Source organism: Lysinibacillus sp. 38-6 (assembly GCF_046245175.1).
Lineage (GTDB): Bacteria > Bacillota > Bacilli > Bacillales_A > Planococcaceae > Lysinibacillus.
On the sequence record NZ_CP176417.1, the window covers coordinates 1523969 to 1538803 of the forward strand.

Genomic DNA, 14835 nt, shown 5'->3' on the forward strand with positions numbered 1-14835 from the left:
ACGCTTAATCAGCTTCCCCCCTTAGTAGTTTCTATTTGTTATTCTACAGTACATTTTGCGACTCGCAAAGCAAAAAAAATCGGAAACCGTTATATAACAGGTTTCCGATAAATCATCAGTAGACTGACGTCGAAGATTTATTTGTATTTTCGAGTATTTCTTTTACTCTATTTAAGAATTTACCACAAACTAATCCATCTAAAACGCGATGATCTAAAGATAAACATAAATTGACGATATCACGTGCTGCAAACATTCCACCCGGTAAAACGACCGGTTTTTTAACAATACTTTCCACTTGGAGGATAGCAGCCTGCGGATAATTAATAATGCCCATGGACTGCATCGAGCCGAAAGCACCTGTATTATTAACCGTAAACGTACCACCTTGAATATTGTCCATTGTCAGTTTACCTGCGCGAACCTTCTGTGCAAGCTCATGAATCTCTTTTGCAATGCCTTTAATCGACTTGTCATCTGCGTGTTTTATAACAGGAACAAACAGCGCATCATCTGTCGCGACCGCAATCGAAATATTGATATCATGTTTTTGGATAATTTTATCATCCGCCCACATAGAATTCATCATTGGGAACTCTTTTAAAGCTTGTGCAACTGCCTTCACAAAGAACGCAAAGTACGTAATATTAAAGCCTTCTTTTTGTTTAAATTCCGTCTTAATGCTATCGCGGTATGCAACTAAATCCGTTACATCCACTTCCATCATCATCCAAGCATGTGGCACTTCTTGTGCACTTCGCACCATATTATTGGCAATGGCACGACGCACATTTGTTACCGGTATTTCAACATCACCTGCTTGCGTCTTTTGCGCAGATACTGCTGGTTTTGCATCTTGTTCTGATGTCGTGACTTGTTGGCTGCTAGAAGTTGCAACCGGCTCGGCAGTTGGAGCATCTTGTGCTGTTGGTATAGTCCCTGAAGCAATCAGTTGCTGCAGGTCTTTGCGTGTAATACGGCCTCCCTCACCTGTGCCTACAACTTGCTCAAGTGCAATATCATGCTCTTGGGCTAAACGAAGTACAGCTGGTGAGTATCGAGCTTTTTGTTGTCTTACTGGTTTTTCGCTATTACTTGCAACAGATGGTTCCTTAAGCGACTCTTGTTTTTTCTGAATTCCTGCATTTAAAATCGCTGAACTCACTGTTGTTTTTTTAGCAGGAGATGGTTCTGGCACATCACTATCACCTGCAACTTGAATTGTACAAACATTCGCGCCTACAGCCAATGTTTGCCCCTCTTCCGCAAGTAGCTCTGTAATTACCCCTTCAAAAGAAGATGGGATTTCTGCATTTACTTTATCCGTTACGACTTCTGCTAGTGGATCATATTTTTTAACTGTATCGCCAGGTTGTACGAGCCATTTTTCGATTGTACCTTCTGTTACGCTTTCACCGAGCTGTGGCATCGTAATATGTTGAATCGCCATTATTATTCCTCCCATCAATTACGCCTCGTGTCACCTTAGCCTGGATTCGAACAGGATGTTTTCACAACAAGCTGTTCACAATCCTTGAGATCTGCCGGAGGCTTCACGTCTCTCCCGCCTGTTCCTATCGAGGTAAGAGACCTATTAGAATAAGTTAAAATGCCGCTAAATCTCTTATTGCACGTTCTACTTTGTCAGGGTTAATCATGAAAAACTTCTCCATCGTAGGTGCATATGGCATCGCTGGTACATCTGGGCCAGCTAAACGTTGGATTGGTGCATCAAGGTCAAATAAGCAATGCTCCGCAATAATGGCTGCAACCTCGCTCATAATGCTACCTTCCTTGTTATCTTCTGTAACAAGCAATACTTTGCCTGTTTTACTTGCCGCTTCAATGATTGCTTCCTTATCTAGCGGATAGACTGTCCGTAAATCTAAAATATGTGTCGAAATACCATCTGCCGCTAAACGTTCAGCTGCTTGTAAGGCGAAATGAACAGCTAATCCATAGGTAATGACCGTTACGTCTTCACCTTCACGTTTCACATCTGCCTTGCCAATCGGCAATGTATAATCATCTAATGGAACTTCTCCTTTAATAAGACGGTATGCGCGTTTATGTTCAAAAAACAGTACCGGATCTTCATCTCGAATCGCTGCTTTTAACAAGCCTTTCGCATCATACGGTGTAGAAGGAATGACAATTTTCAATCCTGGTGTTCCAGCAAAAAGGGCTTCTACTGATTGTGAATGATAAAGCGCACCGTGAATCCCTCCACCGAACGGAGCACGTACGACAATTGGACAAGTCCAGTCATTATTGGAGCGATAACGAATTTTTGCAGCTTCTGATACAATTTGGTTCACAGCTGGCATAATAAAGTCAGCAAACTGCATTTCCGCAATTGGACGCATTCCATACATTGCTGCCCCAATGCCGACTCCAGCAATGGCACTTTCTGCAAGCGGCGTATCTAACACACGATACTCACCAAATTGCTCATAAAGACCCGTCGTAGCTTTGAAAACGCCGCCTTTACGCCCGACATCTTCTCCTAAAATGAAAACGCGTTCGTCTCGTTCCATTTCTTCCTTCATTGCTAATGTAATCGCATCAATATAAGACATTACTGCCATTACACGTCACCTCCGTCCACTGGTGCATATACGTATTTCAAGGCATCCTCTGGTTGAGCATACGGAGCTGCTTCAGCATAATCCGTTGCCTCATTGACCTCTGCCATAACACGCTCTTCTATTTCTGTGCGCAGCGCTTCCGTCATAATGCCAGCATCTTGTAAATACTTTTCAAATGATACAATCGGATCCTTCGCTTTCCCTTCGGCAATATCTTCAGCTGTTCGATATTGACGATCATCATCATCGGATGAATGCGCCGTTAAGCGGAATGTGACCGTTTCAATTAAACTTGGACCTTCCCCTCTACGAGCACGATCTGCAGCCTCTTTGACAACTTTATATACTTGTAATGGACATTTCCCATCTACCGTAACTCCTGGCATACCGTAACCAATTCCACGGTCGGATACTTTGGCACATCCTAATTGGCGTTCCACTGGTACCGAAATCGCATATTGATTGTTTTCTACCATAATGATAACTGGTAACTTATGCACACCTGCAAAATTCGCTCCTTCATGGAAATCACCTTGGTTAGAAGACCCTTCTCCTAATGTGACAAAAGAAATAAAATCCTCTTTTTGTAGACGACCAGCAAGTGCCACGCCCACAGCATGAGGAACTTGTGTTGTTACTGGTGAAGAACCAGTCAAAATTCGATTTTTCTTTTGACCAAAATGACCCGGCATTTGACGACCGCCCGAGTTCGGATCTTCAGCCTTCGCAAAAGCAGAAAGCATTAACTCTTTAGGCGTCATACCAAAATGCAATACTACCCCCATATCACGGTAATACGGTGCAATATAATCTTTATCTTTATCTAGCGCAAAGGCTGCCCCTACTTGAGCTGCCTCCTGCCCTTGACAAGAAATAACAAATGGAATTTTACCAGAACGGTTTAATAACCACATGCGCTCATCTAATCTTCTTGCCATTAACATCGTTTCGAACATAGCAAGGACATCTTCGTTCGATAACCCTAAATCTTCATGTTTAAGTTGAACGTCTTGCATATGAACACCCCTTTCGCATTAGAAAAAGTGCTAAAGTGCCTGCCATTCGCGACACAAGCAACTCTAGTTTTACTTTATTTACAGTATTTTACGCCTTAGCGCTCTTACATCTCTCAAGCTTAGTACTTGATTCAGCCTATGATTATACCCTTTATGAATGCTAGTGTATAGTTTCCACGCTTCTCCCACTAATGATAGTAGTGAGAACCGCTCGAAGCTTTAAAAATGGATAGCCCGTTTATCTACAGCTAGTGCAGATTCGACTAACACTTCATTAAGTGATGGGTGTGGATGGATGGCCTGACTAATCTCCCAAGGTGTCGCATCTAATAATTTCGCTAATGATGCTTCTCCTATTAAATCGGTCACATGCGGTCCTACCATATGAATACCTAAAATATCGTTCGTTTCTTCATCTGCAATTATTTTTACAAAGCCGTCCGAATCGCCATTAACAAGTGCTTTGCCGATTGCTTTAAACGGAAACTTACCAATTTTCAATGCAAATCCTTGCTCACGGGCAGCACTTTCCGTTAAACCGATACTCGCCACTTCAGGGAAGGAATAGACGCATTTCGGAACCATTAAAGGATCTAGCGGCGCTATTTTTCCTGTTGCAATATGCTCAATGGCTGATAACCCTTCATGTGAAGCAACATGCGCTAACTGCAAGCCACCAATAACATCGCCGATCGCATACATATGCGATTCTTTCGTTTGATAAGAATCACTTACTTGGATAAAGCCATTGGCAATTTCAATCTCAGTATTTTCTAAGCCAATTCCATGGATATTTGCTTCACGTCCAACACAAAGCAATAATTTCTCTGCCTCAAAGTGCTCTTCTTTGTCATCCACCTTCGCAGAAATGTAAACGTTATCATTTTCTGTTTTGTAGCTATTTACATCTAACCTTGCATTGGTTACGATGCGCACGCCACGATTTTCAAGCTGCTTTGTTACCTCTTTTACGACATCTGCATCCTCTGCTGGTAAAATGGATGAACCGTATTCAATTACCGTTACAGATACGCCAAAATCACAAAGCATCGATGCCCACTCAATACCAATCACACCGCCCCCAACAATCAGTAAAGACGTTGGCAATTGTTCCATCTGCAATGCATGGTCTGAGTTCATCACATATTGCCCGTCAACCGGTAATCCTGCCATGCCTCTAGGCTTTGATCCTGTTGCAATGACAACATTCGTCGGAACAAGCATTTCATTTTCTGTACCATTTCGCATTTCAACCGAGATTGTACCTGGCATTGGTGAGAAAATAGATGGACCTAAAATTCGCCCTGTTCCTTCATAAACATCAATTTTCCCTTTTTTCATCAGTGTATTCACACCTTGGCTTAATTGCTCTACAATGGCTTGTTTACGCGCTTGCACTTTATCGAACTGCAAAGTCACCCCTGCAATATCTACACCAAATTCGCTCGCGGTTTTATTGGCCATACGATATACTTCTGCACTTCGTAGTAACGCCTTACTAGGAATACAGCCTTTATGTAGACAAGTACCACCAAGTCGTTCACGCTCCACAATCGCTGTTTTCAAGCCTAGTTGCGCTGCACGAATTGCTGCGACGTAGCCACCTGTCCCGCCACCTAATATTACAACGTCATAATTTTGAGCCATATGTTATTCCTCCTTATGAGAAAAGCGCGAAAGCCCCTCTTTCCCAACACGTGTGGCTGTGCCACCCATCGAGGAAATCGTTGTATCGCTACAGGCTTATTATTTCATCCTTACTGACAATGAAATCTTAAAGTACTCCTGCTCACGTTCACTTGAAGTTATTTTGCGCTATATTTTCTTGACTACTGTTTAAGTCTAGATTTTATTATTCTATATGAAAGAGAAGAAGTCGACAATGCGACTTCTCTTGATTGAATTGACGATATTAACGACCGTTCAAAATATTTTTTTCATTTTTTAAAAACTGGCTACGTGATTTAGCTACACGTGCAATTCGTTCTTCAGCTAAACGATTCGCTGCAACATAAGTTGGAATGCCATCACGTTTTGAAATTTCAAAGATTTTTTCAATGCTATCATAAATACCATCTACGCGTTTCATTGCACGCTCACGATTATAGCCGTATAATTCATCTGCGACATTAATAACGCCACCAGAGTTAATCACATAATCAGGTGCATAGACAATGCCCAGCTCATGGATATAATCGCCATGTTTTGAATCTTGTAGTTGGTTATTAGCAGAACCAGCAATAACTTTTGCTTTTAATTGTGGAATCGTTTCGTCATTGATGATCGCACCTAATGCACAAGGTGAGAAGATATCAACATCTTGTGCGTAGATTTCCTCCGGAGCTACTGCTTTAGCGCCAAAATCATTCACAACACGATCAATTGCTGCTTGATTAATATCTGTCACTACAAGTTTTGCACCTTCATTATGTAAATACTCGCAAAGTTTGTAAGCAACATTTCCTAATCCTTGCACCGAAATTGTACGACCTTCCAGTGAATCTGTACCGAACGCTTCTTTTGCCGCTGCTTTCATGCCACGATAAACGCCATAAGCCGTTACTGGTGAAGGATTCCCCGATGAACCAAATGCTGGTGAAATACCAGTTACATAATTTGTTTCCTCATGGATTAAATCCATATCGGTTACAGATGTACCAACATCCTCAGCTGTAATATAGCGACCGTTCAGCCCTTGAATGAAACGTCCTAAAGCACGGAACATTTCTTCATTTTTATCTTTAAATGGGTCACCAATAATGACCGTTTTTCCACCGCCAAGGTTTAAACCAGCAGCTGCGTTTTTATATGTCATCCCACGTGCTAATCGCAATGCATCCTCTATCGCATTTTCTTCTGACGCGTAGGTCCACATACGAGCGCCACCTAATGCTGGCCCAAGTGTTGTGTCATGGATAGCGATAATCGCTTTTAACCCAGATGCTTCGTCTTGGCAAAATACCAATTGTTCATAATCATACTTTTCCATATACTTGAAGATTTCCATGAAAACTCGCCCCTTTGCTTTGGAAAGTGCAACCCCTAATGCCCATCCCAATTAAAATAAAGTAATAATAAAACTGTTTTACAATGGATAATATCACTCCATTTAATTTTACAATACTGACAAATTCACAATTTCGCAACTATTATTACACTTTTCCTATTAAGTAAGAATTTTCTAAACATTCAGTTACAGAATAGTATTTTGTTTATCTTATTTTATCTTTCTAGATTGCTAACAATTAAGGGCTTTCTTGACATTCCGTTATCCACAGGTACAATTATAGTTAGGTATGAGGAGGGACATGCATGGCTCGATTTGCAGCGTTTATTGTAATGCTTATTCCTGGTCTTATGGCCGCAGGTGGCATTAAATTTATGCGTGACACACTATTCGGTAAGCTCATCTCACCTTTCCCATTTTTATGGCTACAATTTGTTGTTGGCATCATTTTCTTTGTTGCTGGCTTCGGCTTTTTCGCAGGCTTTTTATTACACCGCGATCGAAAAAACGGAAAAGTGGCTCCGCGCTTCCAAAAAAAATAAAAATAGCTATCCATACAAGTCACATCTCGTTTTGACTTACTGGATAGCTATTTTTCTATCGTAATGGTCGTTGCTGGACAGTGAGTACCTTATCAGGAAAATCTGTAATCCATCCAATGACTGATGGATGTGGATTCGTCAAAAACTTTTCATTGCCATCAACCGCATAAAAACGACATGTTTTAGCACTCGCTACACACGCCTCTAAATAACGAGGTTTATAATATCGTTTATGCATATGAACACTATCTATCGCCTTATAATCACAAAGCAAATCCCATTTCAATTTTTTGGTGGCGATAAGCGCTGTTTCATATTGCGGTGCATAACGTTTTACAGCCTCTAACAGTTCATAATGAAATGATGAAAAATGGCTACCTTTAGGTAAAATAAGTCCATGAAGCATGTCAATCAACGCATCCTTATTGTCTAGGATGGTCGATTTCAATTCGATATTTAGAGGTAGTTGATGACGATTGGCCCATGCTAAAACAGCGTGAAATGTTGGTATTCTATAAGATGAAAAAAGTCTTCTCCACGGCTTCCCTAATTTAAAATTTTCTAGTTCTGCTATCGTACATTCATTTACCAGCTTATTGCTGCCTACTAATCTTGATAACTGCGGATCATGATAGACAACAGGCGTGCCTTCTTTTGAAAGCTGAATATCTAATTCAATCCCATCCGCCCCTAGTTCTAATGCTTTCTCAAACGCTTTCAAACTATTTTCAAGGGCATAAGCTGATGCCCCTCGATGCGCAAACACAGGGATAAATGATGCATTAGACATTTAGCTCACCAAATTCAAGCATGAATTTACCATTCGTCATATTACTTAGTAACGATGATTTTTTGCCAATTTGAATATACGTACCTGGATAAGCTTCCTTGGTCACGATAATTTCTTCTTTTCCAGCGTGGCGCATATCATCCATCATGATTTTAATCTCACGATCCATTGTAGACGCTTCTGCTTTTAATTTTGACAAGTTTTGTTTCGTTTCCTCAAATGCCGCAATTTGCTGAGTAGACATTTGCTTAAGAAGAGGTAATAAACTCGTAATCTTCGTTTCATGTTCTGAAATTTCTGATTGCAGTTGCTTCAGCTGTGTTGCTTTATCTTGCATGATCGCATAACTCTCCTGCTTGTTGACGCTTTCAATAATTAAATCCGTTCTACGTTCGAGGCGGTTGCCGGAAATTGCCGTAACAATTGTATTTTTCGCTACTGCGCGCCCTCCGATAATTTTCCCTCTTCGCTCATCAACATAAATTGAATGTGCCGTAAGTTGAGACCCTAACGAATAAAAGCCGATATGAATACTGTCATCCGCTACTAAATTTGCTTCATTCACATGCTTAACAAAAATATTACCGCCCGCTTCTACTAGCGTTGAGCCTAAGCCGAAAATTCCGCCGCGAATGTACACATCCCCTTCGATTGATTTGATTAATTTAGCGCCACTAACACCTTCTGCACCTTCAATCGAAATATCGCCGGTCGCAATAACGGTATAACCTGTTGTCACAGTTCCTTTAATACTTAATGAACCATTAAACTCTAAATTACCTGTTTCAACGCCTACATCACCATGTATTGGTAAATGGCGATTAACGCCAATGGCTCCTTTAACATCATCTAACACACCCGCTATTTTCGAACGGATGACCAATTTACCATCCTCTTCTACTTCATATGCAGACTTTTTATCGTATCGAATAGGGTAATCACGACCTGGTGCTGCCGCAATCATTTCACCGAGTACATTTTGACCAGGCTTGCCCATCGTCGCAGGAATTTTTTCCCCAAGCCAGGAACCTTCCGAAATTTCTGAAATAAAATTCATGTCATAATAATCAGCTTTACCATCTTCACGAATAACTGGCTTTCTTTCTGGTTTTGGTAAGTATGTAATTTGAGCGTCTTCTCCTGCCACTGGCGGCGTTCCTTGTGCAATTAAAAATGCTTTCCCTGGCTCAATTTTTGAAATATCGAAATCTAAAATACCATAGATAATGCCTTGGTTTGCTAACGTTTCTAAAATTTGTTGTGTTAATTTTTCTTTATTCTTTTCAATATAATCAGGCGTTTCATATATAAATATAGAGGCAGACATTTTATCACGTGCAATTTCAGCTTCAACATTTGGAAGCCAACGTCCAATTTCTACAGGACTCGTGCTTTCTGTCGCTAGTACAGTTTTTAAAATAGAAAAATTAGATAACTTTAATCGTGGATGACTTCTCAAGACACCATCAAATTCTCTTAATGGAAAACCTGCACTATATGTAAGCATAAATACCTTTCCGTTTTCTTCTGATATTTCGAAGTTATCATTTCGAACTAGAATCACGCTACCTCCTCCTTCCCTCTATATGTAAGTATATACAATCTATTTACATTTGTTTAGAGACAATTGTCACTACTCATAAAGAAAATACCCATACTTTCTCAGTAAGTCCTACATACAACCTAAACAATTTTCTTCTGAAAAATAGACGATATATACTATAAAAAATCATGTTTTCCTTTGTTGCAAAAGTGCAAATGTCTTTAAACGATAACTCAACAATAAATGTTTGGGTCATACGCAATACCTCAACACAACAATGAAAAAGCTCCATCTACTGATCAACATGTTCATCTTAGGTCTTGTCTACTAAAAAACGTCTCTTTAGCATCGTAAAGAGACGTGTCACGATTTGACTTGCAGGAAGCGCGATTCCTTCTTAATAATGAGAAGTTACACACGGCTACTATACAGTCAATCAAAGCTGGGAATATAGTCGTTCAGTAACTTAGCATGAATGGCTTCAATACGTTGATCTGCCCCTAGTTGTTCACGCGTCATATAAAAAACATGAATGCGGCCATTCAGTTCAAGGCGCACCTCAAATAACCGATCATCCACTTGCGTTATTTCTAACGAATTATAATGGTCCAGTTGAAAATTTACACTTTTCATTTTGTCACCTCGTTTGATAATATACCATCCATTATGCCTCTAAGTCATTGCGACCATTTTTTAAGAAGAAACCTGTGCCCACCGACTCCGATGTGCATTTGATTAAGCAGGCATTTGCGCCCTGACAGGAACTTCTACAAAAATAAAAACGATTAACAGTTAGATACCTGTTAACCGTTCATCCTACATACTAGCCTAGTACATATTCTGCTAATACACTTTGTACTTTATAAATGTTCGTCGATTTATTAAAGTTCTTTTGAATCGGCATTGGGCTACCTGAAACCCAAATTTTCAGTTCGGCATCATAATCAAATGTGCCCGCCGTTTCCACGGCAAAATGAAGAATATTCTTATAGGGAATCGAATGATATTCCGTTTTCTTCCCCGTTACCCCTTGTTTATCAATTAAGATCAGTCGCTTATTCGTAAAAATAAAGGTATCTCTAATAATTTTATACGCACTTTGAATCGTTTCATGCGGTATTAAAATCTCTTGCATTTCTTCCTGTAATTTATCTAGATTGACTTCACTTGCATTGCCCATTAATCCATCAAATAGTCCCATTGATGTTCCCCTCCGATTGTTCAACCTTTATATAGTATATATTACATTTTACTACAATATTACAGACTAAAGCATTAAGAGATCAATCACTTAGACAAAAAATACGCCCCCTCAAACAGCTGACGCAAACTGTCTAAAAAGGCGTTATATTCGCACTCTATGCGCTATCTATATTTAAGGGAGGATTGTCATTCCCCATTAATAATGTGCTTAAAACTGTTAGCTCGCCATCATATCAATACGAATTTTGTCCGCAATCATGGCGATAAATTCGCTATTTGTTGGTTTCGACTTTAAGTGGTGCACTGTATAGCCAAACATCGACGAAATGGACTCGTAATTGCCACGATTCCATGCGACTTCAATGGCATGACGAATGGCACGTTCTACACGTGAAGGTGTTGTGTTGAATTTTTTTGCAATTTCTGGATAAAGAATTTTCGTCACAGAACCTAATAACTCGATATCTTCAAACACCATTTGAATCGCTTCTCGTAAATAGGAGTAACCTTTAATATGGGCAGGCACGCCGATTTCTTTAATAATTGCTGTAATCGTGCTATCAAGCTGATGTTGATTTAATTTTTGAGGAGTTGTTGGCTGTAATACACTTGACTTTTTCGGTATTGCTGCCTTTTGGCCAGCACAATGCAATATTTTTTGAACGAGCTGATCGAATTCAAATGGCTTTAACATAAAGTAGGATGCCCCTAAATCCACCGCTTGTTTCATAACATCTTCTTGACCAAATGCCGTTAGCATAATGACTTGCACCGAAGACATACGATCATTTTGATACATTGCCTCTAAAACAGCTAACCCATCTAGATGAGGCATAATAATATCCAGTAATAAAATATCAGGAGAATATTCTTCAAGCATTTGAAGACATACTTTCCCGTTTGACGCCGTCGCTATTATTTCAATTTCGGGATGCCCTTGAAAATAATGCTCCATTGTTTTTAATAATTCTCGATTATCATCTGCTATCGCCACTTTTACCTTTGTCATTTCAATTCCTCCTTCTGGACTTTGCTTTGACTGTTCAAAGCACAAACCTTTTACCCCTAATGTCTATTTTGGCACACTGTGGAATTTTCGACATTTTTGCTTAAAAACCTTTTCTATTTCCAAAAATGAGTATGTAGTCCGATACTTTCTATTTTTATCGACAAGTTACGATAGGTACTTGCAAATTGTCGAATGCTCATACCCCTTATTTTAGTGAAAAAACTGAGATAAAACTACACTTTTTTTTAAGTATCGCTAAAGTGTTTTGTTTTATCGCTGTAATACTTAGGGAATGAGCTTGTTTATCCTAGTTTTTTCATGAAAAAAGGAGCTACCAAAGGCAGCCCCATTTTTTTAAGAAGATTTTTTTAACATTTCCGCCACGGTAATTGCCGCACCTTTTTTCGGTTCTTCTACAAACATATGGGTGACGGCCCCAACGAAACGACCATTTTGAATGATTGGACTACCACTCATTCCTTGTAAAATTCCCCCTGTTTTTTCAATGAGCTTTTCGTCAGAGACGATAAATTCAAGCCGTTCATTTTCGACTTTAATGATTTCAATAGAAAATGTTTCGACTTTACTGCCTTCTATCGCTGTATAAATTTCAGCTTTCCCCAATTTTATATCTTTTGCATGCATAATTTCGATGGCTTTGGGCAATCTTTGTTGATAACTATCTTCCCATCGGCCAAAAATTCCGTAAACTGTATTTTTATCAATACTACCTAGTCGTTCCTGATGTTTTTCAATGGAGGATATTTTATAGCCAGGTTGTCCAGGAAGGCTTTTACGGATCTGTTGAATGGATGCTAAGAAAATGGAGCCTGCTCGGAAGACAGGTGCTTCTTGAAGCGTTGAATCGACGATTTGATGTCCTAATGCTCCGTAATTTAATGTCTCTGGATCAATGTATGTCAATGTCCCTACTCCATCTGTTTCATCCTTTAAAAAAGAGATGACATGTTCTGCTTCTTGCTCTTGTAAATCCACTGTGACTTCTTTTCCTTCACTTTTTATCGTCCATTTTTGTTGCCCCTGTTTAGCAATTGCTTGTTTGGCCTCAGCAAGCGTCTTTACCGTTGTGTCATTGATTTTTTCAATAACCGCGCCTCCTTTCATCCATTGATTGGAAGCTAATAACACATCATGAGCAACAAATACATGTGATAATTGAAGCTGAATTCCAATTGCTTCGCCCATCGGTATTAATTTTTTGGCCGCAAATGCCTGAATGGGTAAACATAACAAAACGATGAGCATAGGCAAAATGACAAATTGACGCCAATGACGATTCATACGACACCTCCTTTTGATTTTTGTCTTTTTACTATGTGTTGTTGTACGGTTCTTATAAGCGGTAAATATTTGTGCAAAATGAAAAAAACCCAGAAACAGTTGACTGTCTCTGGATTTCCTAACAAGTTAACGCATTTGTTTTTTTCTTTCATTCGCCATTTTTAATAATTCTGTTGCATGCTGTAACGTTAAATCGGTAATTTCTGCACCTGACATCATTCTACTTACTTCTTCAATACGAGCACGCGTATCAATTTCAGCTAATGATGTAAATGTACGATCATGTTCCACTTCTTTTTTAATAAAATAATGATGATCGGCCATTGCTGCGACTTGCGGCAAATGTGAAATACACAAAACTTGAGAATTAACAGAAATGGCAGCAATTTTTTCAGCAATTGCTTGTGCGACACGTCCACTGACACCTGTATCCACTTCATCAAAAATAATGGACGTCACACCATTTGAAGAAGAGAAAATCGTTTTTAACGCTAGCATCATACGCGATAATTCTCCTCCAGAAGCAATTTTTGGTAGAGACTTTGGTGGTTCACCAACATTCGTTGAAATATAAAAGATCACTTGGTCTTTACCATTGATATCAAAATAAGGTAAAGCATCAAAATTTACGATAAATTTTGCTTTTTCCATATGTAATTCACGTAGCTCTGCCATAATGGCTTCACTTAATTGATTTGCCGCTTCTTTGCGAACTGCGGATAATTCTTCTGCAAGCCCATTTAAGACGACTTCCATTTCAAGCACTTTTCGTTCTTTTACTTGTAAAATTTCATCGCGGTTTAACAGCTCGTTCAGCTCTGTTTTGATTTTCTCATAATAGGCAATTATGTCTTCCACAGTGGAGCCGTATTTGCGTTTTAAATTTTGGAATAGCGCAAGTCGTTGTTCCACTTCATTTAACCGTGCAGGATCGAATTCAAGCTCATCTAAAACATTTTTCACTTGGTACGCCGCATCCTGTAACGCATAAAAAGCTGTTGTTACAGACTCCGAAGCCTCTTTAAACTGTTCGTCGATCATCGCAGCATCATCTAATGCGCCCATGGCCGTACCAATCCAATCAAGACCTTTTGTTTCACCTTGGATGGCTTCATAAGCGGCACTTGAACGTTCAAAAATTTTATTGAAATTCATTAAACGGCGACGTTCATCTACAAGCTCATCTTCTTCACCTAGCTTTAAATTTGCATCTTCAAGCTCTTTCATTTGAAATTGGTACAAATCTATTCGCTGTGCCATTAACTGCTCATCGATTGAAATGGACGCTAATTCTTTTTTTAATGCCCGATATTCATTGTATTGTGTACTGTATTTTTCAAGGATCGGTGCGAGTTGCTCTTCGGCAAAATGGTCGAGTAAATTAATGTGCTGCTTTTCGTCCATAAGTTCCTGGTTTTCATGTTGACCATGAATATCAATCAAGCTTGCCCCAATATCACGTAAAACGGATAATGGTACTAATTTGCCGTTTACCCGACAAACACTTTTGCCTGTATCATTTAAATCACGGCGCAAAATAATGGAATCCTCTTCTATTTCAATGCCTGCCTCTTCCAGTTTTTTATAGACTGGATGTGTTGCACTTGAAATATGGAATAGCCCACCTAATTCGGCTTTTTTAGCGCCATGACGAATAAATTCTGAATTGCCTCTACCACCAGCAAGCAAATGCACCGCATCAATAATAATAGATTTTCCGGCACCCGTTTCACCTGTTAACACAGTTAAACCATCTGAAAAACTAACCGTTAAATCCTCAATGATAGCAAAATTTCGAATACTAAGCTCTCTTAACACAAAATGTCACCTCTGAA

At 39.5% G+C, this 14835-nt stretch carries 13 protein-coding genes; 1 reads left to right on the forward strand and 12 read right to left on the reverse strand.

Going from position 1 to position 14835, the window contains the following annotated elements; all coding sequences use genetic code 11:
* Window positions 1-115 precede the first annotated feature (115 nt).
* The 5 genes from ACKVEV_RS07920 to ACKVEV_RS07940 all read right to left on the reverse strand — a co-directional run bounded on the left by ACKVEV_RS07920 (window position 116) and on the right by ACKVEV_RS07940 (window position 6611).
* Window positions 116-1450 carry a dihydrolipoamide acetyltransferase family protein gene (locus tag ACKVEV_RS07920; RefSeq protein WP_409369857.1) on the reverse strand — a complete coding sequence of 445 codons (1335 nt, stop codon included), beginning with the start codon at window positions 1448-1450 and terminating at the stop codon, window positions 116-118.
* A gap of 154 nt (window positions 1451-1604) precedes the next feature.
* Entirely contained in the window at window positions 1605-2588 is a 984-nt protein-coding gene (locus tag ACKVEV_RS07925) for an alpha-ketoacid dehydrogenase subunit beta (protein ID WP_409369858.1), read from the reverse strand.
* The gene (locus ACKVEV_RS07930) at window positions 2588-3604 is read right to left on the reverse strand and encodes a thiamine pyrophosphate-dependent dehydrogenase E1 component subunit alpha (protein WP_409369859.1); all 1017 of its coding nucleotides are present in this window, start codon (window positions 3602-3604) and stop codon (window positions 2588-2590) included. The genes ACKVEV_RS07925 and ACKVEV_RS07930 overlap by 1 nt, the downstream gene beginning before the upstream one ends.
* Before the next feature lie 219 nt (window positions 3605-3823).
* Window positions 3824-5251, reverse strand: coding sequence for a dihydrolipoyl dehydrogenase (gene lpdA, locus ACKVEV_RS07935; RefSeq protein WP_409369860.1), 1428 nt, complete (start codon window positions 5249-5251; stop codon window positions 3824-3826).
* A 265-nt stretch (window positions 5252-5516) separates the two neighbouring features.
* Window positions 5517-6611: a Leu/Phe/Val dehydrogenase gene (locus ACKVEV_RS07940; protein WP_409369861.1), complete on the reverse strand. Its 1095-nt coding sequence runs from the start codon at window positions 6609-6611 to the stop codon at window positions 5517-5519.
* 305 nt (window positions 6612-6916) lie between these two features.
* Between ACKVEV_RS07940 and ACKVEV_RS07945 the strand changes: the two genes are divergently transcribed.
* Window positions 6917-7153, forward strand: coding sequence for a DUF2627 domain-containing protein (locus ACKVEV_RS07945; protein WP_409369862.1), 237 nt, complete (start codon window positions 6917-6919; stop codon window positions 7151-7153).
* Window positions 7154-7208: 55 nt separating this feature from the next.
* Here the strand turns inward: ACKVEV_RS07945 and ACKVEV_RS07950 are convergent, their stop codons facing one another.
* The 7 genes from ACKVEV_RS07950 to recN form a co-directional block, all read right to left on the reverse strand.
* Entirely contained in the window at window positions 7209-7943 is a 735-nt protein-coding gene (locus tag ACKVEV_RS07950) for a glycerophosphodiester phosphodiesterase (protein ID WP_409369863.1), read from the reverse strand.
* The gene (locus ACKVEV_RS07955; protein ID WP_409369864.1) at window positions 7936-9507 is read right to left on the reverse strand and encodes a DUF342 domain-containing protein; all 1572 of its coding nucleotides are present in this window, start codon (window positions 9505-9507) and stop codon (window positions 7936-7938) included. The genes ACKVEV_RS07950 and ACKVEV_RS07955 overlap by 8 nt, the downstream gene beginning before the upstream one ends.
* Window positions 9508-9918: 411 nt before the next feature.
* Window positions 9919-10119, reverse strand: a complete 201-nt coding sequence (locus tag ACKVEV_RS07960) for a hypothetical protein (protein ID WP_409369865.1) — start codon at window positions 10117-10119, stop codon at window positions 9919-9921.
* 190 nt (window positions 10120-10309) lie between these two features.
* Window positions 10310-10687: a PH domain-containing protein gene (locus ACKVEV_RS07965; protein WP_409369866.1), complete on the reverse strand. Its 378-nt coding sequence runs from the start codon at window positions 10685-10687 to the stop codon at window positions 10310-10312.
* Between the two features lie 219 nt (window positions 10688-10906).
* On the reverse strand, window positions 10907-11698 hold the full coding sequence (gene spo0A / locus ACKVEV_RS07970; RefSeq protein WP_409369867.1) for a sporulation transcription factor Spo0A: 792 nt from the start codon (window positions 11696-11698) through the stop codon (window positions 10907-10909).
* Window positions 11699-12052: 354 nt separating this feature from the next.
* The gene (locus tag ACKVEV_RS07975; RefSeq protein WP_409369868.1) at window positions 12053-13000 is read right to left on the reverse strand and encodes a SpoIVB peptidase S55 domain-containing protein; all 948 of its coding nucleotides are present in this window, start codon (window positions 12998-13000) and stop codon (window positions 12053-12055) included.
* Window positions 13001-13126: 126 nt separating this feature from the next.
* Window positions 13127-14818 carry a DNA repair protein RecN gene (gene recN, locus ACKVEV_RS07980; protein WP_409369869.1) on the reverse strand — a complete coding sequence of 564 codons (1692 nt, stop codon included), beginning with the start codon at window positions 14816-14818 and terminating at the stop codon, window positions 13127-13129.
* Between the last annotated feature and the right edge of the window lie 17 nt (window positions 14819-14835).